Raw genomic sequence first — 23,124 nt, 5'->3', positions numbered from 1 at the left:
CATGCGGGCTGAGCACCTTGTAGGCCGGGACGCCGAGCTGGAACTGGCCATGAAGATCCTGCGCCAGGAAGGCGCGGGGGCCGTGCTCCTGGTGGCAGACCCCGGTATCGGCAAGACTGCCCTGGCCTCTGAAATTGCGGCCCGCCTGGCAGGGGAAATGGTGGTCATGCGGGTGCACGGAAGCCCCGCCTTGTCCGCTGTGCCCTACGGTGTCCTTGCGCCCTACCTGCTTGATCTGCCCGTGGAACAAGCCACCTCGCCCGTGGCGATCCTGCGCGAGTTCTGGGCCCAGTTCGAGAAACGCCGTGGGGGCGAGGGCGCGCGGCTCCTGCTGGTTGTCGATGATGCCCACGATCTTGACGAAGGCAGTACCCAGATCCTGGCCGAATTGGTGACTGCAGGATGGGCCAGGCTCGTGGCCACCGGCAGGCCACGCCCCGGTCTGCCCGCGGCCTTGCTTCAGCTTTGGTATGACGGGCTGGCCGAGCGCCTGGAGCTTCATCCCCTGGACCACGAGGGCGTCGCTGAACTCGCGGAGAAAACCTTGGGCGGGACCGTCATGGCCAGCGCCGTGGATGTGCTGCATTCCGTTTCCGAGGGCAACCCGTTGCTCCTTCGATGCCTCCTGGATGACTCTAAGGCCGATGGAAACCTGGTGCGGCGTAACGGCGTCTGGTTTCTGACACGCGCCCTCTCCGGCAGCGGCGAGGGCCTGGCGGAAGTAGTGCGGAACAGGGTTCTGCGCACCAGCGAGGCTGAGAGGGAAGCGATGTATGTCATCGCCCTCTCCGAACCGGTCCCCGCTTCCGTGCTCGATACCCAGGTGGGCAGGGAAACGCTGCGGTCGCTGATGGACAGCCGGTTGGTCCTGTCCACCAACGGGCCGGGAAGTCCCCTCAAAATGTGGCACCCCATGTACAGCGAGGCGCTGCGCCAGATCGTCTCCCCGGCCCGCAGCCTCCAGATCCGCCAGCGTATGGTCCAGCACCTGCTGGCGGAGCCACCCACGGCCGAGGGATTGCTCCGGTTGGTGAGCTGGGCGCTGGACTGCGGTGCCGACGTCGATGATGAACAGCTGCTGGAAGCAGCTTTCCTGGCCGCGAAACTGCTGCAAAACCCCCTTGCGCTGGCAGCAGCGGCAAAGGTCCGCTCCGATGCATTGCGCCCCCGCGCCCGTGCCGTCATGGCCATGGTCAACTACAACGACGGCGACTTCCGCAACGCCGTACGGCTGTTGGAAGAAGACCTGGGGTACCTGGACGCCGATCCGTCGGGCCCACTGGGAACAGGCCTGTTGTGGGCCGCTGCACGGGCGGCCATGGGGGACACCTCAGCGGACATTGTGGCCGATGTGAGGGCCGCGGCGTCGGCGCTCACCAGCGGCCTTCCTGAGTCGGACCCCCTGGTGGGGCTCGTGGGACGGCACGCTGCGGCACTGGAGCTGGCCGCCCTTGCCCACGATGGCTGCTATGCAGAACTCCGTGAGGGGATCGAACGGTTTGGGGAAGCTCTCAACAGCGGGGACCCGGACCACGTCATGAACCAGGTGTTCCTTCTGGCCATGAAGTGTGAGCTCCTGACAGTGGAAGGGCAGGCCGTGGAAGCGCTGGATGCCGGACGTCAAGCATTGGCGCTGCTGGACGCGGCCGATGATGACCTCCTGTATTTCAGCGACTTTGTGTTGGTCCGCTATACCCTCGCCGCCCTGGGAGCTGGAGACTGGGGTGCTGCCGCGTCCGGCCTTGAACGGTACTCTGCGCGATCGGCCCTGGGACTCATAGTCTTTGGCGGCGATATCCAAACCCTCCAAGGGTTGTCCCTGCTGCGGCAAGGCCGCCTGGAGCAAGCGGCCGAGCTGGTGACTCCCGCCGTTGAGGCACTCCGGGTCAAGGACCCCCAACAGCTGAGGAACCTGGGCAATGCGCTGGCGTTCTACGCCGCAGCACGCTCCGGCGATACCGCGCTGGCCGAGCGACTTGCAGCTGAGGCCGGTGCCCTTGCCGGCGAGGCCGGTGCCCCTGCCGGTGCCCCTGCCGGTGCCCCTGCCGGTGCCCCAGCCGGTGATGGGCGGGCCGGCAACGGCGGAGCCTACGTGGAGGCCCTGGCCGGGCTCTTCACGCTGGCCGGCCATGAACTGGTATCCAAAGGATCAGGCCTGGACAAACTACGGACGCTGCCGGAATCCGCGTCCCTCCACCGCCTCCCAGGGGTCCTGCTGCAGAACCTGGTGCTCCGGGCCGAGCTTGGCGACATGCAGGCCATGGAGTCCATCAAGGCAGCCGCGGGCACCATGTCCGGAGCGTGGGCGGCCGGGTGGTTGTCGTTGGCGGAAGCACATGTGGGCGCTGAGGGCCAAGGCTTCGTCAACGCAGGGAACCTCCTAGCTGCGGCGGGCATGCCCGGGCCGGCGGCCGTGGCGTTCGACAAAGCCGCCCTGTCCTTTGACGCCGAAGGAAAGCGCCCGGAGGCCCGCCAGGCGGCGGTGCTGCGCGATGTCAGCGAAGCCAGCCTCGGCGATGCCCTGCTCCATGACCCCGCTGCCGAAGCGGACCGCTCGGTGCCTTTGACCCGCCGGGAGCAGGACATTGTCGCGTTGGCAGTTTCGGGACTTACCGACCGCCAAATCGCAGAGAAGCTGATGGTCTCCGTGCGCACGGTGGAGGGCCACCTGTACCGCAGCTACGCCAAGTTGGGCATTCGCCGGCGGGAAGATCTCGGCGCTGCTGTCCGTCACTGATACCAGTGTCCGTTTGGGTACTCAGTCACTCCTCTGACGCCACTTGTGCCCGCCATCACGGGGAATTTTGCCAATCAGTGGAGTAACCCGCGGGCGTGTTGTGCCAAAACCAAGTAGTTTCCCCTTGGGGGACTGAGTACAACAAGGTAGAGGCCCGGAAAAAGCCCCCAGCTAATCGAGTACCAACTACTGGTGTACCGCGTTCGCCGCCCCGGCAGTATTGATCTTGGAAGAACGGTTCAGCCCCAAGCATCACCGGGATTCCGAAAGTCGCATCATCCGCATCGGTGGTCTCTTTGAGCCGATGCACCGGACACCGGAAGGTGTTCCGGCCCTGGACGAAGCCGGCGGCGACAGAGTCTTCTGAGACCGAGACTCTCCCCCCAGCCGCCGCCGGCTTCTAGGCCAGGTAGCCCGCACTTCGCGGAAAACCACCCCTCCCGGATCATGGGACTGCTTCTATTGGAGTGCGCATGCTGCCGGACCCCTGGCTGGACGAAGACACCGTCACAGTCGGGCTGAGGCCATCACCCTTCGCAGACCGGGCACGGCTGCTGGACATCATCCTTTCCGCAGTACCCTCCCCCTCCACCAGCGGCATCGTGGTGACGGGGGACCGGGGATCCGGCAAGAGCCACCTGCTGCTCTCCATCAAAGCGGGCCTCCCGGAAACCATGGACGTCAGGACTTTCACGGGAAAGCCGGAACTCAAAACCATCAGTTATGGCGCACTGGGTGCCGCTGCCGAAGCCGGTAGCGACAGCCCCATGCTGCCGGGAATTCACGTCCTGCGTGCCTTGACCAGTACTTTGGGGGCGGCTGAGTACCTGTACACGCCAAACAGCGGACGACGCCGGAACAAGCGCCAGGTGCGGGCGGCGCGTCCGCCGCTGGTGTTGTTGGTGGACGATATCCACCACGTCGATCCCGCTTCACTGGCTGTCCTGCTGCAGCTGATCCCAGGCTTTGGCGCCACGTTGGTAGCTACCGCCGACAGCCGCCGGCCCCTGCCTCCGGATCTTTACCAACTCTGGGAAGACGGCTTCCTGGAACAGTTCTTCCTGCCCCCCTTCAGCTTCATGGAGGCACACGCACTGGCCGAAGCTGTCCTGGGCGGCAAAGTCCAGCGCCGTGCCAGCAGCCTTCTGGCAGCCATGAGCGGTTTCAACGTGGGGCTGTTGGGAGTCGCCCTCAATGATGCCCGAAATGCGGGGCTGCTGGTACAGAAGGACGGCTACTGGACCATTGATGTCCGCGCCCACTGTGGCTGGCCAGGCGTGGTGGCGCAGGTGCAGGCGGAAAACTCTGCACGGCCGGCCGAGGAACGGCACGCCCTGGAACTCATCGCGCTCGCCGAACCAGTGGCTGTGGATGTGGTGGAGCACCATTTCGGCCACACCGCCGTTGAACATCTCCTGGCAAACCATCACATCAGGCTGTTGGCCGGGAGGCCGCCGCTGGTCAGGACGAGTTCCTGGCTTCGCGGCGAGGGCACCCGGCTGGCAGTGCCCCGGCCCAGGAGCCTGGCCCTCCGCCTTGGCGTTGAGGAGCCGGTCCTGACGCGGGAATCAGCTCCCACCTTGCTGCGCTGGATGAACTGGACCCTGGACTGCGGGCTGACTTTGTCTGACGAACTTCTCCTGGCGGCAGCGCCAGCGGCCGACAGGCCATCAACGGCAGAACTGGCCATCCGTGCCGCCGCCGCAGTGGCCGCCCCGGGGCGGAAGGACGAGGCGAGGCTCCTGAGGGCCCGCGCTTTGGTTGCCGAGGGTTTGTTGGGCGAAGCCGCTCCGGAACTGAGTGAACTTGCAGCCGCCGGGGGATCGCCGGAAGTGAAGGCCGACGCCGGTCACCGCTTGCTGGCGCTCGAACTCCTGGGTGCTGTTCCGGGCCGGGCGTGGCGCAGCGGGCAGGAGGAAGACGGTTCAGGCGAACAGGGGACCGCCCAACTGGTCCGCAACGTCCGGGAAGCGGAGCGGCTCCTGCTCACGGGAGCTGCCCCGGAGGCGTTGGAGCGGTCAACAGCGGCCATGGCTGCAGTTGATGCAAACCCCGCCTTGGACATGTTCCGCCCGGCAGTGCTGCTCCGACACGTAGTGTGCCTTCGCAACAACCTGGCCTGGAGCCAGGTTGATGCGCTGTTGGACTGTCCTTCCGCCTTTGTGCTGCCCACCTACCTTGCTGTGTGTTTGGACGTTGCCCGCGCGTATGCAGAACTCAGCCAAGGGCTTACCCGCGCGGCGGCGACAACGTTGGAACCTGTCCTTGCGGAACTTCCCGACGCCGGCCTTCCGCCGGTCCTTGCCTTCGCGGCGGCCATGCTGGCCTACTGCGAGGCGCTGCGCGGGAACCCTGCGCAGGCGATGGAACGGTGTGGTCAGAGTGTCTCGGCCCTGCGGGAAGTCCAGGATCCAGGGGGTCTGCTCGCGCAACTCAGCTCCGTGTATTTGGCAGCCGCACAGGACCAGCTTGCAGGCAGGTCCGGCCACTTGATGGAGGTGGCTGAACAACTCCGCCACCAGGGCAACACGATGTTGGAAGCCGAGGCGGTCTCCCTCCTGATGCTCAACGCCACCAGTACCGCCGTCGAGGACCTGGTGCTGCAGCGGCGCCTGGCAGGGCTGGCAGCAGGAATTCACGGAGCCGGGGGAACCGCGCTTGGCACGTTTGCGTCGGCGCTGCTGAACCAGGACCCCAAAACGCTCGAGACGGCCGGGAGGAGCTTGTCTGCCGACAGGCTTTTTGCCCATGCTGCCATGTGCTACTCCCTTGCGGCCAGCGGGTACGAAGCCTGCACCAGGAGTGCGGCGAGCCGGCGTGCCTCGGTCCTGGTTGAGCGCCTGCGCAGCGCGTTCGACAGCGGCGCAGTTCCGCCGCTGGGCTGGGTCCCGGGAAGGGCAGGCGGCTGACGTGCTGAACGGCACACCGCCCGGTGCAGCCCCACGTGGGATAATGGGGAGTCCCTGAAGGATTTCCAAGGAGCGCCCCTTGACTGCCGTATCAACCCCAGCCTCACTGCTTCGGTCCGTGCATGCCATGGACAATGCGGAGGTGTTGCGGATCCGGAACGACTTCCCGGTGCTGGACCAGATGGTCAACGGTAAACCCCTGATCTACCTCGATTCCGGTGCTACGTCGCAGAACCCGCTCAGTGTCATCGAGGCCGAGCAGGAGTACTACGAGCAACGCAATGCTGCCGTTCACCGCGGCGCCCATCACCTGGCTGTTGAAGCTACGGAGGTTTTCGAGGACGCACGCCAGACGGTGGCGGACTTCATCGGTGCACAGTATGAAGAAACCGTATGGACTTCCAATGCCACCGAGGGCCTGAACCTCATCAGCTACGCACTCTCCAACGCCGGATTGTGGGCGGCACAGGGCCGTGGTGATTCGCGCCTGAAAGAGCTGGCCATTGGTCCCGGCGACGAGATCGTGGTCACCGAAATGGAACACCACGCCAACCTCATTCCCTGGCAGGAGTTGGCTTTCCGGACCGGGGCCACCCTGAAGTACATCCCTGTCAGCGACGACGGCACCCTGTTGCTGGACGCCGCCGCCGGACTCGTGGGGGAGCGGACCAAGCTCCTGGCCTTCACCCACGCTTCCAACGTCCTTGGCACCATCAACCCGGTGGCGGACCTCGTGGCACTTGCCCGCAAGGTGGGCGCCTTGGTGGTCCTGGACGCCTGCCAGTCCGTGCCCCACATGGCCGTGGACGTCAAGGAACTGGACGTCGACTTCGCTGTGTTCTCCGGCCACAAAATGCTGGCCCCCACCGGCGTCGGCGTGTTGTATGGGAAGCAGGAACTCCTGGATGTCATGCCGCCGTTCCTCACCGGCGGTTCCATGATCACCACCGTGACCATGGAACGTGCCGAATACCTGCCGGCGCCCCAGCGGTTCGAGGCCGGAACCCAGCGCATCTCCCAGGCCGTGGCGCTCGCAACTGCGGTGAACTACCTGACCGAGACCGGAATCGAACGCATCCATGCTTGGGAAGCCACACTGGGCCAACGCCTCGTGAAGGGGCTTGAAAGCATCGACGGCATCAGGGTTGTCGGACCGGCCTCCGGGTCGGAACGGATCGGCCTGGCCGCATTCGACGTCGCCGGCGTGCACGCCCACGACGTCGGGCAGTTCCTTGATGACCGAGGCATCGCCGTCCGCGTCGGTCACCATTGCGCCCAACCGTTGCACCGCCGGCTCGGCCTGACAGCCACCACCCGGGCGAGTACCTACCTCTACAACACCACCGACGACGTCGATGCTTTCCTCGACGCCGTTTCCGGGGTCCGGGTCTATTTCCAGGCCTGACCATCAGCAGCCCTGACATGCCGGGCAACCATCAACCACCGAACAGGCTATAACCACCATGAGTCTTGACCAGCTGTACCAGCAGATCATCCTGGACCACTCCAAGCAGCGGCACGGCAGTGGCCTGGCTGAAACGGCCGTCCCTGAAGGGGCATCCACCGGTCAATCACACCAACTGAACCCGGTGTGCGGGGATGAAGTCACGCTGCGGCTCGCCGTTGCGGACGGAACCGTCCAGCAGATCAGCTGGGACGGAGCGGGCTGCTCCATTTCGATGGCTTCTGCCTCGGTGCTGACCGATCTCGGCGAGGGAATGTCCGTGGAGGAACTGCACGCGGTGATCGGGAACTTCCGCGAAGTCCTCCGGTCCCGCGGCAAGGTCCAGGCCGACCCCGAGGTCCTCGGTGACGCGGCTGCCTTCGAAGGCGTGGCCCGTTACGCGGCGCGCGTCAAATGCGCCATGATCTCCTGGGTTGCTGCCGAGGATGCCCTCAACCAGGCCACCGCCTAAAACAGGAAGCAGCGCGCGCAATGAGTTCTCACAGCGCGCGCTGCTTCCTGTTTGGCCGGGTGAAGCTCAGGCGACCAAACCTGCAATGCCAATGGCCGCCGTCGCCAATCCCAGCACCATGGAGATGGTGACCAGGACAACGTGGACCGTGAGGAACCGGGTGGCCTTGCCTGCGGCATCGCGGGCGCGGGGATCCTTCATGACGCGCTTGAGGAACTGCGGCCACACAAGCAGCGACCAGAGCCCTGCGACGATCAGGACAACCGCAAGGATCGCGGGGATCTCCACGCTAGTGGCTTTCGAGCCAGGCCTGGGCCTGCTGCGACTGGATGTTCAGTGCCTTGCCAACCATCGGCTCCGCGGCATCAGCGATCTTGCCACCGAGGAACGGTACCGAAGAGGTGACGTTGCCTTCGAGCTCGATCCTGGTGTTGGCACCGTCGGCCACGAGGCGCTGGACAGCCGTGACGTCCAGGGGCGCGCCTGAAATCTTCAAGGCGATGTTGCTGGCCCGTGAGCCATCGGCCGCGGGAGCTTCCCACTGCTCGGTCTGGGTGACCTTCAGGGTTTCGCCAACGAACTTCCGGGCAATGTCCGGCAGTCGCGTGGTGGGCAGGGTGCGGACAGTGACGGTACTGAACGCACCGGCGGGGTCGCCGTCGATCGTGAACGATTCCAGGGAGCCGCCCACCAGTTCGCTCGTGTGACGCAGGAATTCTTCGTCGACAAATACGGCAGCTACGCGGTCAACGCTGTGCGGCAGGGTGGTGGATGCGCTCAGGGCCATGGGTCCTCCGTGAATGGTGGTGGTGAAGCTTTTTAGCTCCCAACATCCTACGGGGTTCCGCCGGCCACCCCTGAACCGGTGCTTGCCGGGGAGCTCTCCTGGAGGGTGATGGCCGCTGCCGAGATGTTCCGGGCCATGGACGGGAAGATGAAACCGTGGAACGGGTACACCCCCAGCCAGTAGAGGCGCCCGGCAAGTCCACGCGGGAAGAAAATGGCGCGCTGCTTATAAAGGCTGCCTTCGCCGTCGGGCTCCACCGCCAACTCCAGCCAGGCCCCGCCCGGGGCCCGCATCTCGGCCCGCAAGCGCAGCAGGTGCCCGCGGTCGATGGCTTCCACCCGCCACCAGTCCACTACCTCACCGGCGTTGAGGGTTTTGGGATGCCGGCGTCCGCGCAGCAAACCAGCCCCGCCCTGGAGCTTGTCCAGCCAGCCCCGGACCCGCCATGCCAGCGGCAGTGAATACCAGCCGTTCTTACCGCCGATGCCCTCAATGATGGTCCAGACGTGCTCCGGCCGGGCCTCGCTGTGGAAGGTCCTTTCATCGAGGAAGACTTTGTAGCCCGCCCAATCGGGGTCACTGGGAAGCGGATCGGCGTCGATCCCCGCGTTGGCCCAGGTGGTCTCCACCTGTCCGTCCCGTTCCTTGCCCAACGCCAAAGCGACGGCACGGCGGTACTGGGTCAGGCCGCCGTCGGGCTGGGGTATGTAACGGTCGACGTCGTGCTCCCGCGACACTGCGTCATGCTGCAGCGACTGCACCAAAGGCAGGGACATGGACAGGGGAATTGGCGTCACCAGGGCCACCCACAATCCGGCAAGCTTGGGAGCCGGGACGGGAAGCGCGATGACCAGGCGCCGGGGGAGCCCCCGCTCCACCGCGTACTCGTTCATCATCTCCTTGTACTTCAGGACGTCCCGGGAGCCGATATCGAAGGAACGGTTCAACTTATCCGGGAGCGCCGCAGCAGCCACGAGGTAGTGCAGGACGTCACGGACCGCGATGGCCTCAACCCGGTTGTTCACCCAACTGGGGGCAGGCATGACCGGAAGTGTTTCGGCCAGGTGCCGGATCATCTCGAACGAGGCGGATCCCGAACCGATCACCACGCCGGCCTGGAACACGATCGAGTCCACTGATGAGTCCAGGAACACCGTTCCCACGGTCTCGCGGGAACGCATGTGGATGGACAGTTCCTCGTTCTCGGGGTGCAGTCCGCCGAGGTAGACGATCCTGTCCACACCGGCCCCTGCCGCGGCTCCAGCCACGAGCCGGGCCATGGCTTCCTCCTTGGCCTCGAACCCGCTGCCGGATGCCATGGAGTGGACCAGGTAGTACAGGACGTCCACGCCGGCCAGGGCCTCGGTGAGTCCGTCTGCGTCCGAGAGGCTGTTCTCGATGATCTCCACATGATCATGCCAAGGGACATCGGCGATCTTTTGTGGCGTGCGGACCAGGACCTTGACCTTGTGGCCGGCTTCAAGGAGCCGGGGGACCAGACGTCCGCCAATGTATCCGGTGGCGCCTGTTACCAGTACGGTCCTGGTGTCCTGCGGTGTGTTGGAATGCGTAGCTTCCGAAGGCTGCAAAGGAACTCCTGGGGCTGGGGGTAGAGGTAGGCTGGAATGACCCGGCGTTCTTCTGAATTTCCGGGCATTTGTGTTGCCTGCCCTTGGAACCACCCTAGGAGTTTCTGTCATGAGCCTCAACGGTCTGCGCCGCGCCTTGGCGGAGGACAAGACTTTCGCCCGCGTGCGAACGGAAGCTCAGCGGTCCTTCAGCGACCGCAACACCGACTACCAGATCAGCGCTCCCACTGGCATGCGCGCCGTGCTGCTCGCCGAAATGGCCGACGCCCTGGCCTCCGCTGGTGACGACGGTGCCGGCGCTCCCGTGGTCCTCGCCGTCACAGCAACCGGACGTGAAGCCGAGGACCTCACCGCTGCGCTCGCCTCATATCTGCCGGCCGAATCCGTGGCCACCTTCCCCAGCTGGGAAACCCTCCCGCACGAGCGGCTCTCGCCGCGCTCGGACACCGTCGGGCGCCGGCTTTCCGTCCTGCGCCGCCTGACCCACCCCGAAACCTCGACGTCGGCCCCCTTGCGGGTAGTGGTGGCTCCCGTTCGCGCCGTGGTCCAGCCCATTGTTGCCGGCTTGGGGGACTTGGTTCCAGTGACACTGCAGGTGGGGCAGGAGCGTTCTTTCACGGAGGTTGTCAGGGCCCTGTCCGACGCAGCCTACGCACGTGTGGACATGGTGACGCACCGTGGCGAATTCGCGGTCCGCGGCGGCATCCTCGACGTCTTCCCACCCACCGAGGACCATCCCATCCGTGTGGAGTTCTTCGGCGACGAAGTGGACCAGATGCGCTGGTTCGCCGTGGCCGACCAGCGCTCGCTGTCCGCACCCGGCATTCACCACCCCACCGAACTGCACGCCCCGCCGTGCCGGGAAATCCTGATCACCGCCTCTGTCATGTCCCGCGCGGCCAGGCTCAAAGCCGACATGCCCGCAGCGGCGGACATGCTCGAGAAGATTGCCGGCGGGATCGCTGTTGAGGGCATGGAATCCCTTGCCCCGGTCCTGGTGGATGCCATGGTCCCGTTCGTTGACCAGCTCCCGGCGGGTTCCCTCTCCGTGGTCATCGAACCGGAAAAGGTCCGCACCCGCGCGCACGATCTCGCAGCCACCAACGAGGAATTCCTTGAAGCTGCGTGGTCAACTGCGTCCGACGGCGGTGCGGCGCCCCTTGACTTGTCTTCCCAGGCATCCACCGACCTGCATGCGGCCAGTTTCCGGTCACTGACCGATACCCGTTCGGCCGCCCTCGCCCACGGCGTCTCCTGGTGGTCCATCACCTCGCTCGCCTCGGACGAGGACCTCGTCCTGGATATCGACGTCCTGAACATGCGGGCCCGCGAACCTCGCGGATACCAAGGCGAAGTGGCCGAGATGCTGGAATTCATCGGATCCCGGGTCCGCGAGCAGTGGCGCGTGGTGGTGGTGACCGATGGTCCCGGACCTGCCCAACGCCTGGCCGAGCTGTTCCACGATGCCGATATTCCCTGCTCCCGGGTGGAGTCCCTGGACAAGGAGCCCCAACCGGGCATCATCGAGGTGACCACCGCCGCCGTCGGGCGTGGTTTTGTCCTTGACGGGCTCAAACTTGGCCTCTTGACCGAAGCCGACCTGCTGGGCCGGGCGACGGCAAGTTCCACCAAGGACATGCGGCGCATGCCCTCCAAGCGCCGCAACGCCGTGGACCCCCTCCAGCTGCACGCGGGCGATTTCGTGGTCCATGAGCAGCACGGCATCGGCCGGTTCGTGGAGCTGATCCAGCGCAAGGTGACTGGTACCTCGGCCTCCGATGCCGGCCTGCGCGAGTATCTGGTCCTGGAGTACGCCCCGTCCAAGCGCGGTGCTCCGGGGGACCGGCTCTTTGTACCGACTGACCAGCTGGACCAAGTGACGCGCTACGTCGGCGGTGACACCCCTGCGCTGAGCAAGATGGGCGGTGCGGACTGGGCCAGCACCAAGTCCAAGGCCCGCAAGGCCGTCAAGGAAATCGCCGGCGAACTGATCCGCCTCTACTCCGCCCGCATGGCATCACGCGGCCATGCCTTTGCCCCGGACACTCCGTGGCAGCGAGAACTTGAAGAAGCGTTCCCGTACGTGGAAACACCGGACCAGCTGACCACCATCAACGAAGTCAAAGCGGACATGGAACGCGAGATCCCCATGGACCGCCTGGTCTCCGGTGACGTGGGCTACGGCAAGACCGAGATCGCTGTCCGCGCCGCCTTCAAAGCCGTCCAGGACGGCAAGCAAGTGGCTGTCCTGGTGCCCACCACGTTGTTGGCCCAGCAGCACTACGAAACCTTCACGGAGCGTTTCTCCGGCTTCCCCCTGCGGGTCAAGCCGCTCTCCAGGTTCCAGAGCAGCAAGGAAGCGAAAGAAACGGCCGAGGGCGTCAAGAGCGGCGCCGTGGATGTGGTGATCGGTACGCACCGGCTCCTGTCCAAGGACTTCGAGTTCAAGGACCTCGGACTGGTGATCGTGGACGAGGAACAGCGCTTCGGTGTGGAGCACAAGGAAGCGCTGAAGAAGATGCGCACCAACGTCGATGTGTTGGCCATGAGTGCCACACCCATTCCCCGCACGCTGGAAATGTCGCTCACCGGTATCCGGGAAACCTCCACCCTGGCCACCCCTCCGGAGGAACGACACCCGGTCCTGACCTACGTCGGTCCCTACACGAACAAGCAAACCTCCGCTGCCATCCGCAGGGAGCTGATGCGGGAAGGCCAGGTGTTCTTCGTCCACAACCGGGTCTCATCGATCGAGCGCATCGCGGCCCAAATCCGCGAGCTCGTCCCTGAAGCCAGGGTGGAAGTGGCGCACGGTCAAATGTCCGAGAGCCGCCTCGAGAAAATCATTGTGGACTTCTGGGAGAAACGGTTCGACGTCCTGGTCTGCACCACCATCATCGAAACCGGCCTGGATATCTCCAACGCCAACACCCTCATTGTCGATGGCGCTGACAAGTACGGACTCTCGCAGCTCCACCAGCTCCGCGGACGCGTTGGACGTGGCCGTGAACGGGCCTACGCCTACTTCCTGTACCCCTCGGAGAAACCATTGGGCGAGGTAGCCTTGGAGCGCCTGAAGGCCGTAGCCGCGCACAACGAACTCGGCGCCGGCATGCAGCTGGCCATGAAGGACCTCGAAATCCGTGGTGCGGGAAACCTGCTGGGCGGCGAACAGTCGGGCCACATCCAAGGCGTCGGCTTCGACCTCTACATCCGCCTGGTAGGCGAGGCTGTGGCCGAATACCGCGGGGAGGCTGAAGAAAAGGCCGCGGAGATGAAGATCGAGCTGCCCGTCAACGCCCACCTTCCGCACGACTACGTGCCAGGGGAAAGGCTGCGCCTGGAGGCCTACCGAAAACTGGCCGCTGCCATTACGTACGAGGCCATCGACGAGGTCCTGGCTGAACTCGTGGACCGTTACGGTGAGCCTCCGCTGCCCGCCCAAAACCTCATTGCCGTGGCGCGCTTCCGGGTAGGTGCCCGCGAAGCCGGCCTGTCCGACGTCGCGCTCCAAGGCAACTTCATCCGCTTCTCGCCGGCGCAACTGCCCGAATCCAAAACCATGCGCCTGAACCGCATGTACCCGGGCTCCCAGGTGAAACCGGCACTGGACGCCGTCCTGATTCCCAAGCCCAAGACGGCCAAAATCGGTGGACGCGATCTTCAGGATGCCGAGATTTTGCAATGGGCCAACACCGTTATTGAAGCGATCTTCACCGACGCACCCGTGAAGGCCGGCTGACTGCATGATGGGAGGACATCACGCCGCGTCAGGAGCCGCGGCGTGGATAGCTATTGCCTCAACCGGCCCGTACGCCCTTGGCTGGTACCCCTTGGATTCCACCGGAATCTTGATCGGAGCCATGGCGACGGCGGGAACTGCCTTGGTGGTGGACTGGGACCACCGGCACAGCACCATCGCCAACTCCCTGCCCCCATTGTCCAATGTGATTGCGGTGGGGATCGAAAAAGCCAGTGGCGGTCACCGGCAGGGGACCCATTCACTCCTGGGAGCCTCGGCATTTGTGGTGCTCGCAGCCATGGCGGCGCAGTTCCAAATGGATACTCCGGTGGGCAAGCTCTCCATCGGAGCCGGTCTGCTGTGCATGTTCATGATCAATCTGGCGGCCAAGGCGTTGAACCTGTTCCCGAAGTCCGGGTGGATCACCAACTGGCTCTTTGCTGTGGTCATGGCAGGTTTGGTCACCTGGTTTGCCCCGGACCAGTGGGGCTGGTTACCGCTGTCCATGCTCACAGGTGTGGTGGTGCACATCGTGGGGGACATGATCACTGTGGGTGGTGTACCGCTCCTGTGGCCCATTGTCATCAAGCCGCCGAAATTCCTGCGGAAATCCCCGATCCGGGGGATCTGGCGGCCAAATGGAGCCTTCTCCATCCCGCTGCTGGGGAGGGCCGGTTCCCGACGCGAATGGTTGGTCCTGATACCGGTCAGCGGTTACGCCATGGTGGGCATGGGAGCTGCGGCGTGGACGCTGGCGCAACAGCACTGGCCAGGGGTTCTGGCGGCCTTGGGGGGCGTAGTGCAGGTCCCCTGACGGCCCGGCGGCTGTCATTGTTTGGCTCAAATAGAAATGCGGCCCGGGTATGAACCCGGGCCGCATTTCTTTGAATATAAGAGGCTTAGTTTTCGCCGGCGGAGTCAGAGCGGCCAAGAATGGTCTGCGGGATCCAGAAAGCCAGGGCGAAAAGGCCGAGGCAAACGGCCATGGGCCACGGGTTCTCGAGGCTGAGGAAAGACAGCGAGTAGATGGCGCCCAGGAAGAGCACAATCATGACCAGGAACAGGACAATGCTCTGGACCAGGTTGTTCTCGCGCTCGATGGGGGCGCTGGTTGCGTTCTTGGACATTCGTTCCTCCTCGGCCCCGCAGGGCTCAAAATCTCTGGTGGTCCTGGAAGCCCCTAGTAGGCAGATGAACCCTGTTCACCCTTGACAATGGCAATTCCCGAACTCGCACCGATACGTGTTGCACCAGCAGCAATCATAGCCTGTGCATCGGCAAGGGACCGCACTCCGCCGGACGCTTTGACCCCAATATCCGGCCCAACGGTCTTGCGCATCAACGTTACGTCTTCAACGGTTGCTCCTCCGCCGTTGAATCCGGTGGAAGTCTTCACGAAGTCCGCCCCTGCCTCCACGGCCGCTTCGCAGGCGATGACCTTCTGTTCGTCGTTCAACATGGACGTCTCGATGATGACCTTCAGGATGGCCTCACCTGCGTGGACCGTCTCGGCCACGGCCTTGATGTCGTCCACCAGCGCACCCTTGTCATTGGCCCGCGCGGAAGCCATGTTGATGACCATGTCGATCTCGTCAGCGCCGTCGAGGACCGCTCCGCGGGCTTCGAACGACTTGACGTCGCTGGGCGTGGCGCCCAGCGGGAACCCGATGACCGAACAGGTCAGCACACCGGAGCCCTTGAGTGCTTTGGTTACGGTTTTGACCCAGACAGGGTTCACGCAGACGGACTTGAACCGGTATTCGATGGCTTCGGCGCAGACCTTGAGGACGTCTGCTTCGCTGGCCTCCGGCTTCAGCAGGGTGTGGTCGATGTAGGAGGCGATGTTCGCCGGGGCGACCGCTTGGTTGCTCATGGGATCCTTCCGTGCAGGGCGTGGCCGGCCCGGTGGCCGCAGGGTTGTCACTGCCCGTCAAAGGACCATCTTGCCACATGGGTTGCCTGCCGCAGGGAGGGCCTGGGTGCCGTGGAAGACGGCCACGCCGCGCTGGCTAAGCAGCCATCGGGACCTGCTGATCTTCAGTACCCCGCAGGCCCAACAGCATGCCGGAGGCGCACAACATCGCAGAAGACTCGGCGGAGAGCAGCAAACCAAGGCGGAGCCCATCACATGAAGCAGCATCACCGATCGCCCAGATGCCCGGGACGGAGGTTGCGAGGTCGCGCCCAACGGAAATGCCGCCGTCGGAGGCAACCAGCAAGCCTGCACTCCCGGCGAGTTCATTGCGGGCGGTCCGTTCCTCGGCAAGGACCACGAGGTCACCCTTCATGCTGCTGCCGTCCTCGAACAGGATGCCAGTGGCCGGCAGGTTTGAAGCGGTCTCTTCGGCAACGCCTGACGCGGCAACGCCTGACGCGGCAACGCCTGACGCGGCAACGACAGCAGCGGGGCGAAGGGTGGTGCGGACGGGACGGACTCCTCGGGCGCGCAGCACTGCCTCAGCCTGGCCTGCGGCAGGTCCATTGCCCACCAGGATTCCCAAGGGACGGCGGCCTACCAGTTTGGTGAGGTCTTTGACGGCTTCACCGATAGCGGCGGCGTCGTCGATGGTGGAATAGCTCAGGCCGGATTCGGCTCCCACTACGGGCGGGAGGGAGGGCGCCGAGCCGGTGGCAATGACCAACTGGTCATAGGAGAACTCCATGCCGTCCACAGTAGTGACGATTTTGGCGCCGGAGTCGATGAAGCTGGCCGGCTGCCCGAAGCGCACCGAAACCTGGGGGAGTTCGGCGAGTTCCAGCAAGGCGTCGGGGCAGTCGTCGCGATTGCTGAGAACGGTGATGGTGCCCTTGAACGGGCGCTGCCGGGAGTCCGACCCGCCTGTGAGCCGCCGCACCAAAGCCTGGGCCGCGGGGCCTGCGCCTGCGATGACGATGTGGAGGGAAGCTGCGGACGGGGTGGCGGACATGTTTGGCCCTTTCGCTCAGATGACCTGCTGTTGATCATCAGCGTAGGCGGCTGGTTTTTCGCTGGTGTTTCCCCGCTGTTGCCATCTTTGGCGTATCCGTAGCGCGCTGTTTACCGGCCGGTAATAACGTGCGTCACATTAGCTCCGCGGACGGGATCAATATCGGCGCAGCAGCTCACGGAGCCCGTTGCCCGCGAAAGCTGCCACCGCTCCTGCGCGGTCCACAAATCCGTGAGCGCCCACTGGTTCGACGGAGGCCAGAAGCCCGGCAGCATCTCCCAGGCTCATGGTTATATCGGCCGCGAGCCCGCCGACTTCGAGCCGGGCGTGACGCGAATCAGCCCAGGCGTCGGGCCCGGGGTCATCGCTCAGGGTCCGTGTCAGCGCAAGGGTTTGCCACCCGCCGTCGACCCTTATCCGGGCACGGTACGTGAGGTCATCGCCATGGGTTTCCAGCCGCCCGCCGGCCAGGAATGCCCGTCCGAAGCGGGAGTGTTCCAGATAGCCCGTGAGTTGCGGCGCTTCATCCCCGGGATCGGAGGGAAGAATTACCGCCGCTTTGAAAGTCAGGGGCGAGCCATCCAGCGTGCCCCGGAGCGTGTCGGTAAAGCGGACTCCTGGCGCAGGGTCTGTCATTGCCGTGCATGTGGCGTCCTTGGCCAGCCCTGCGGAGGTCATGGTGTCCAGATAGGCGCGGGCATCCCTGTACCCCATGCCGATCAGTGCATCGGCGTCGACCCTGCCCAGGTAGAACTCCGGATCCAGGGGGAGGGGGTGGCGGGGGCGGATCACGTGCAGCACAAACTCCTGTCCTGCGGCTGCGGCAGCGTCGAAGTCAGCCAGGAGGGCGCCCATGGCACTCATCTCGATCATGTGGACGTATTGTTCCAGTGGCCCGTCGCCCCAATACGGGGTGTTACCGATGCACCAGACCAGCCATATTTCTTCGGCGCCGCGCCGAAGGGCTTCGGCTACGTTGGCGTCCCTGATCCAGACGGCGTCGGTCCAGATTTTCCCTTCGCGGCGCAGGGGTTTGAGGAAGATCGGAAGCGACATGCCTGCAGCCATCAGCCCGGCGTCAATGTCCGCGGCGTCGATTGCGTGGCAGCGCTTTTCGGTGAACTCCACCACGTTGAAGGAACCCTCGACGGCGTCGGCTTGGGTTGCGCGGGAACGGATGGTGGCGTCGTTGATGCCCAAGGCGGGAAATACCTTGCCGAGGATGCCGTCGGCGTCGCCAAGGGCGGGCAGGGACCACGGGCCCTTGAGGTAGTCACCCGCGGGCAATGCTGAGCCGAAGTCCTTGACGTCAACGCCTGACCAGCGGGCGCACATCTCTTCCGGCGGGACACCGGAGAGCATCATGCCCGCCGTGAGGATCCCGCCGGAGGTGCCGTCAATGTGCTGGAATTCCAGGCCTTCCTCGGCGAGCGCTTTCACCACGCCGGCTTGCCAGGCCACCCGCATGCCGCCCCCGGCGAGGACCAGTGAACGCTTTGCCGCGTGTTTCATCCTGGCAGCCCGATGGTGGCCGGCGCGGCGGTGAGGCGGCGCCAATGGATGAGGAGGAGGATCCCGGTTGCGAGGTCGAAGAAGGCCACCATCAGGGCAATGGGCGCGAAGACGCCGTTGAGGACGCCGATGCCCACGGCTCCGAAGGCCCCGGTTTTCTGGAGCGCGGACCACAGCACCACTTCGGGGGAGGGAGGGTCGTTGAGAAGGGTGTTGAGGAGAAGGCCGCCGACCACCACCATGAACATTCCCACGGTGCCAAAGAGTTGGCGGGTCACGGGTGTGGAGTCCGCGCCGATCAGTTGCAGGACTTGCCCGCCGAAAGGGACCTGTATTGCTCCGGTCAGGACCGTGATGATGGCAATGACGGCGAGTACCGCACGGAGGGGGTCGGCGGCCGCCCAGGCGGCGGTACCTGGCGGGTGCGGTTTCCGGGCTTGTGCCGGATGTCCGGGTTGGGTTGGCTGGTGCGCGTTCACGCGTATGACTCGAGCAGCCGGCCACGGTCCACCAGGAGCCACACCATGGCGGCCCAGGTGAGGGTGGAGACGTAGAAGCGGATGTCGTTGAGCATCATCCAGCGTTTGAGCAATGACCTCAGCTCGGTGTCGTCGGCAAAGTCGCCGCCGCGGATCCGGATGTTGATGGGGATGATGATCCCTTGCCCCACCCAGGTCAGGACGATGATTCCCAGCAGGCAGATCACTGCGGGGATGACACGGACGGTGCCCCATTCGGACCACACGAGGATGCCGCCGGAGATGAACATGACGGGCACCACGATGGTGAAGAACTTGGTGGCCGCCCGGGTGGGGATGCCGAAGTGCATGTCCACGTTATCGCGGGCCAACGATTCCCACGTGGGGTAGAGGAAGAACTTCAGGACCCACATTGTGCCCACGTACATGGTTGCGCCGAAGAGAAAGTAGAGGGCGTTCAGCAGGAGGAGCCAGTTCACTGGGCACCACCACGGGGCGCCGGGCTTGGGACAGCGCCGGAGACCCGGCTCCGGTCCGGCGGTGCCAGCCATTCCTGCCCTTGGCCCAGGTCCACCACGCTGTCCAGCATGTCCCCGCCAGGCAGGGCCACGGCCTCGAGTTGGGTGGGAGCGGTGAGGAACCACGCTTCGTAATGGTCATCCAGGACTCCGTGGGCTTGGGGCAACCAGGCGGTGAACACCGGATTGCTCTCCACCTGCAGGCTTTTCAAGGGTTCGACGCCGGGCGCGTCACCGAGGACGAGCCGCGCCTTGGCTTGGGCACCGAGGGCTATGTCCCCGGTGGCTTCGAAGTAGATGTCCGATTTCCAGAGCATGTTCCGGAAGACGCAGTAGTTGGAGGCGGCCAGTTTGAGGGGCAGGTTGAGGGGATCGGGGCGTTGGATCTCGATGTAGCAACCCAATTGGCCGTCCTTGTCGTATTGGGCTGAGACGGTGGAGTCCGTGACCACGAAGTCCAGGTTGGCCTGGTGCTTGGGCATGCCCCATATTCCCTTGCCGCCCTTGACCGAGACTTCCGAGCTGACGGGCAGGTCCACCACGAACTGGCCCAGTTTGAAGGTCTTTTGGAAGAGGAGGGGAAGGATGGGTGGGGCGGGCCTGCTTCCGTGGGTGATCGCTATGGCGAGGGAGTACTCGATGTACTTGCCGATGTCGGTGGATTTGTAGTTGACCACTGTCACCACCAGCAGCCCCTTGCCGCCAAGGATGAAGGGCCGCATTTCCGAACCGGGAAGTGCGGCTGCGGCGGCCCGTTTGTTGATGGGAAATGCGGCCATCAGCACTGGTGAGTCATCGGAATTGACGGGCATGACGTACTTGATTCCATCGGCGAAAGCGTGCTGCCCACGCAGCCGTTCCTGCCTGCGCGGCACAGGTGATGGGAGGAGTTTGAGCAGGGGGACGGCAAGTTCGGTGAGGTTTTTCATGGCTTCGACTCCGGGGCTGTGGTCGATGGGGAGGTTCGGTTCAACTCATCGACAATGATGGGGAAGGTGTCCTGCCAGGCGTGCTCGCCGAAGAAGACGTCAAGGTGGCCGTAGCCGGGAATGAGGTGGAGCGAGTCCTTCCCTGGACGGTGTTTTTGGAAGAATTCGTAGGTGCGTTGCTGGCTTTCAGGCAGGAAGCACCGGTTGTCCAGACCGGCAATGAAGGCGAAACGCGCATCGGTCTGCGGGGCTTCGGCCACCAGGTTCTGAGGTAGCTCCGGGTGGTTTCCGGCGGCCACCACGTGCCCGGCCTTGATGCTGCGGCCCATCTCCTCGAAGAAAGTTACTGGTACTTCGGCGAACTCACCGCTGAGCCATTGGTGGGTGGCGTCGTCGAGGTTCTCATGGGACCAGAGGGCGGGACGGCCGCTGCCGTAGGTGAAGCTGACCATTTTGCAGACGGTGTTGTCGCATTCATGATGGGTGGCTTTAACCAGGCCCCGGATGGCGCGGGTGAAGTAGCCCTGGGACTTGTAGCCCCACGCCGGCGACAGGTAAGGGGTGAAGGCTTTGACCACTGGCGTGAGGTAGTCGATTTTCAGTCGTGAGAACGCCGGGACCACGGGGTGCAGGGACACTGCGTTGGACACGATGGTGTCCACTTGCGGCAGCAGTCCCGCCACTGCCGACATAGTGAATGACGTGGAGCCCTGGCAGTGGATGACGGCTTTCAGGCTTTCGGCTCCGGTTGCGTTCAGGACGTGCTCGACGGCGGCGGGATGGTCGTGTACGGCCGCGTCGGCGAGCGTCCAGGACAGGGGGTCAAGGTCGATCGATGCACGCCAGTTCAGCATCCAAACGTCCCACCCGTCGTCGAGGAGCACGTCGACGATGGTGGTGCGGACCGGTGGCCTGAACAGCTCGGCCCGGACGCCGGAGCCGTGAACCAGGATCACCGGCCCTTTGACGGCCTCAACAGGGGAGGTGACGTGGACCAGGCTCAAGGGTGTTTTGTCGCGGGCACGGATAGGGATGACCTCTGTCCTGTGCTCGGCACGGGTGGTGATCATGGGGTGCTTCCCTTCAATGCGATGGTGATGGGTTCTTCAAGCAGCCGCACGGCAGGCAAACCGGCCACCGGTACCGGCCGCGCGCCGTCGTCGTTCGTTGCCAATTTCCAATCGCGGCAGACGGTGTCCACCATCAACGGGTAGACGGTGAGGTTGGCGTCGGAGGAGAGATGGATGCGGAGGAAACCCTTGTGGTCTTCGATCGCCTGGCCCGACATCTTCCACGTGGCCACTTCGCCACTGGGCGTCGCCAGGATGTACAGGGCAAAGGCCTCGCTGCCCAGCGCCCACCCGCCCAGATGTACCAAGGCAAGCACCAGGAGCAGGATCACGACGTCCGGCCAACTCTCCGGCCAGGGAACCAGGATCACGACGGCGGTACTCACCGCGAGCGCGGACAGTTGGTACAGCGCGCCGCGGGCGAAAACGACGATGCCCGCCTGTGCCAGACCCAACGAACGTACGGACAACGAGGCAACTGCCAGGAGGAGCGGCACTGCAAGGATCAGGACAATGACAAGTACCGGGGTGTCTCCGCGGGCCAGGCTGCGCAGGCTGTCCACAAAGGCCTCACCGCGAAAGGCACTGAAGACTGTCCACAACGTCAGGGCGGCCACCACGTGCATGATGCCCAGCGAGAGCCCGAAGCCGGGGTTGCGGATGGGGAGCCAGAACTGCGAGAAGGGGTTGGCCAGTTGCGGGCCGAGCAGGCGGGAGTGTCCTTGGCCGGGGAACGTGGTGGGCGTGCGGGTGAAGACGCGGCCGGTGTCTGGCTGTTCTGTGCCCGTCTGCTGTGTTGTTGTCTGATGTGTGTGGCGCAGGCTGGACGATTCACCGGGAGCGGCCGACGCGGCAGGCAAGGTGAGATGTTCGGGCAGTCCGTGGGTATCGGAGAGGTAGGCGCCGCCCAGGCCGCAAGTGATCATCTGGGTCCTGCCCGGATCCGGGGTCTGGTGCTGGGTGCCGGAGGTTTCCGGAGAAGGGGACTCCTCGTAAGGGGAGTCCTCGTAGCGGGAATAGTGGTGGAGGTCGCCGGTAAGCCAGAGCCTGACGCTGGCACCGGTGGCGTCGAACAGGCCCGTTCCAGGGTTGAAGCGCCGGCGCAGGTAGTCCTGCTCGAAGAAGTTCACCTGGCGGAAGTCACCCCACCCGGGTTGCGTGGCGTCAACCCAGAACGGAGCGGCGACGCAGAGGATGATCGCATCGCCGGGCTGCAGTTGCACAGTGACGTTCCGGTAGAAGTAGTCCAGTTGTGGCTCGTCGATGTATTGCCCCAGTTGGCTGTCCAGGCCAAGCAACCACCAGCCGGGGGTGCCGTTCCTGCCCGGACCGGGAGGGGTTCCGGTCAGGCGGAGGGCGAAGTAGCTGCGGGTTTGGATGGTCCGCCAGCCCCCGATGCTCCGCTGCCTGGTGAACACTCGGATGAACGAGGTGAGGCCGTCGTACCAATCATGGTTGCCGGGAAGCGCCAGCATGACCGGAGACGCGTTGGGTGGCCCGCTGTGCGCGTAATCGACGTGTTTTAGGGCGCTGAGCGGGCCTCGCAACGCGGGTGGGAAGGCCGCCCGGTACGGACCCACCATCCGGTTCTCGTACGCTGCCGGGGATGCGACCGGGTAAACCTCGTCTCCGCCCAGGACCAGGACCCTTCCACGGGGAAGTTCATGCCCGTCCACCGTCAGCGTGTCCTGAGCCAGCAAGGACGCCACTGTGTACGTGGCGTCGAAGCCGTCGCCGAGGTCGGCCGCGAAGTCGAGCCACATCTCCGTCGCCCCCGCAGCGGCGGCCCGCCCATCCCGGAGATCGCCAGGGGAGGGAAGTCCGCGGCTGCTGACGGCGGGCTGGGCTGGTTGGCCCGGGAGGGGAATTTTGTCCAAGCTCAGGGAATCCGAGGGAAAGCTGCCCTCAAGCTCGCGCTTATCGCCGAAATCGGCAAAGACCGTGGCCGCTGCGACCTTCAACGCAGTCCTGGCCAAGGACATCGGCGAGAGCCAACGAACCGCAGGCTG

18 protein-coding genes are annotated in these 23,124 nt (G+C 64.7%); 6 read left to right on the top strand and 12 right to left on the bottom strand.

Annotated elements, in window-relative coordinates; all coding sequences use genetic code 11:
- Nucleotide 1 precedes the first annotated feature (1 nt).
- The 4 genes from BLQ01_RS06875 (at nt 2) to sufU (ending at nt 7,562) form a co-directional block, all read left to right on the top strand.
- On the top strand, nt 2-2,737 hold the full coding sequence (locus BLQ01_RS06875; protein ID WP_091550756.1) for a helix-turn-helix transcriptional regulator: 2,736 nt from the start codon (nt 2-4) through the stop codon (nt 2,735-2,737).
- Nucleotides 2,738-3,210: 473 nt separating this feature from the next.
- Nucleotides 3,211-5,646, top strand: a complete 2,436-nt coding sequence (locus BLQ01_RS06870; RefSeq protein WP_091550754.1) for an ATP-binding protein — start codon at nt 3,211-3,213, stop codon at nt 5,644-5,646.
- Between the two features lie 79 nt (nt 5,647-5,725).
- Nucleotides 5,726-7,051 carry a cysteine desulfurase gene (locus BLQ01_RS06865; RefSeq protein ID WP_091550753.1) on the top strand — a complete coding sequence of 442 codons (1,326 nt, stop codon included), beginning with the start codon at nt 5,726-5,728 and terminating at the stop codon, nt 7,049-7,051.
- Nucleotides 7,052-7,109: 58 nt separating this feature from the next.
- Entirely contained in the window at nt 7,110-7,562 is a 453-nt protein-coding gene (gene sufU / locus BLQ01_RS06860) for a Fe-S cluster assembly sulfur transfer protein SufU (RefSeq protein WP_091550751.1), read from the top strand.
- A 66-nt stretch (nt 7,563-7,628) separates the two neighbouring features.
- Here the strand turns inward: sufU and BLQ01_RS06855 are convergent, their stop codons facing one another.
- The 3 genes from BLQ01_RS06855 to BLQ01_RS06845 are packed head-to-tail and all read right to left on the bottom strand — an operon-like array spanning nt 7,629 to nt 9,938.
- Nucleotides 7,629-7,850, bottom strand: a complete 222-nt coding sequence (locus tag BLQ01_RS06855) for an SCO4848 family membrane protein (RefSeq protein ID WP_026542767.1) — start codon at nt 7,848-7,850, stop codon at nt 7,629-7,631.
- A 1-nt stretch (nt 7,851) separates the two neighbouring features.
- The gene (locus BLQ01_RS06850; RefSeq protein ID WP_026542766.1) at nt 7,852-8,349 is read right to left on the bottom strand and encodes a DUF2505 domain-containing protein; all 498 of its coding nucleotides are present in this window, start codon (nt 8,347-8,349) and stop codon (nt 7,852-7,854) included.
- Between the two features lie 47 nt (nt 8,350-8,396).
- A complete protein-coding gene (locus tag BLQ01_RS06845) occupies nt 8,397-9,938 on the bottom strand; it encodes an SDR family oxidoreductase (RefSeq protein WP_091550749.1) in 1,542 nt (513 codons plus the stop codon).
- 109 nt (nt 9,939-10,047) lie between these two features.
- Between BLQ01_RS06845 and mfd the strand changes: the two genes are divergently transcribed.
- Together mfd and BLQ01_RS06835 are read left to right on the top strand one after the other, a co-directional pair.
- The gene (gene mfd, locus BLQ01_RS06840) at nt 10,048-13,680 is read left to right on the top strand and encodes a transcription-repair coupling factor (RefSeq protein ID WP_091550747.1); all 3,633 of its coding nucleotides are present in this window, start codon (nt 10,048-10,050) and stop codon (nt 13,678-13,680) included.
- A gap of 4 nt (nt 13,681-13,684) precedes the next feature.
- Nucleotides 13,685-14,494, top strand: a complete 810-nt coding sequence (locus tag BLQ01_RS06835) for a metal-dependent hydrolase (RefSeq protein ID WP_026542763.1) — start codon at nt 13,685-13,687, stop codon at nt 14,492-14,494.
- 85 nt (nt 14,495-14,579) lie between these two features.
- Here BLQ01_RS06835 and BLQ01_RS06830 read toward each other — a convergent pair whose 3' ends face one another.
- The 9 genes from BLQ01_RS06830 to BLQ01_RS06790 form a co-directional block, all read right to left on the bottom strand.
- Entirely contained in the window at nt 14,580-14,807 is a 228-nt protein-coding gene (locus tag BLQ01_RS06830; protein WP_026542762.1) for a hypothetical protein, read from the bottom strand.
- Nucleotides 14,808-14,860: 53 nt separating this feature from the next.
- The gene (gene deoC, locus BLQ01_RS06825) at nt 14,861-15,553 is read right to left on the bottom strand and encodes a deoxyribose-phosphate aldolase (RefSeq protein WP_026542761.1); all 693 of its coding nucleotides are present in this window, start codon (nt 15,551-15,553) and stop codon (nt 14,861-14,863) included.
- Between the two features lie 136 nt (nt 15,554-15,689).
- Entirely contained in the window at nt 15,690-16,607 is a 918-nt protein-coding gene (locus tag BLQ01_RS06820; protein ID WP_091550746.1) for an FAD-dependent oxidoreductase, read from the bottom strand.
- Nucleotides 16,608-16,763: 156 nt separating this feature from the next.
- Nucleotides 16,764-18,119 carry a patatin-like phospholipase family protein gene (locus tag BLQ01_RS06815; protein WP_091550744.1) on the bottom strand — a complete coding sequence of 452 codons (1,356 nt, stop codon included), beginning with the start codon at nt 18,117-18,119 and terminating at the stop codon, nt 16,764-16,766.
- On the bottom strand, nt 18,116-18,598 hold the full coding sequence (locus tag BLQ01_RS06810; protein ID WP_223944974.1) for a hypothetical protein: 483 nt from the start codon (nt 18,596-18,598) through the stop codon (nt 18,116-18,118). Before BLQ01_RS06810 ends, BLQ01_RS06815 begins: the two co-directional genes overlap by 4 nt.
- Entirely contained in the window at nt 18,595-19,077 is a 483-nt protein-coding gene (locus tag BLQ01_RS06805) for a hypothetical protein (RefSeq protein ID WP_026547092.1), read from the bottom strand. The genes BLQ01_RS06810 and BLQ01_RS06805 overlap by 4 nt, the downstream gene beginning before the upstream one ends.
- Entirely contained in the window at nt 19,074-20,045 is a 972-nt protein-coding gene (locus tag BLQ01_RS06800) for an acetoacetate decarboxylase family protein (protein WP_091550743.1), read from the bottom strand. The genes BLQ01_RS06805 and BLQ01_RS06800 overlap by 4 nt, the downstream gene beginning before the upstream one ends.
- Complete coding sequence (locus BLQ01_RS06795; RefSeq protein ID WP_091550741.1) at nt 20,042-21,115, bottom strand: alpha/beta fold hydrolase; 1,074 nt, start codon at nt 21,113-21,115, stop codon at nt 20,042-20,044. Before BLQ01_RS06795 ends, BLQ01_RS06800 begins: the two co-directional genes overlap by 4 nt.
- Entirely contained in the window at nt 21,112-23,097 is a 1,986-nt protein-coding gene (locus BLQ01_RS06790) for a hypothetical protein (protein WP_254779264.1), read from the bottom strand. Before BLQ01_RS06790 ends, BLQ01_RS06795 begins: the two co-directional genes overlap by 4 nt.
- Nucleotides 23,098-23,124 lie beyond the last annotated feature (27 nt).

This window comes from Arthrobacter sp. UNCCL28, assembly GCF_900102805.1.
Lineage (GTDB): Bacteria > Actinomycetota > Actinomycetes > Actinomycetales > Micrococcaceae > Arthrobacter > Arthrobacter nicotinovorans_A.
The sequence above is the reverse complement of the archived record's forward strand: the minus strand, read 5'-3'. Positions and strand labels throughout refer to the sequence as shown.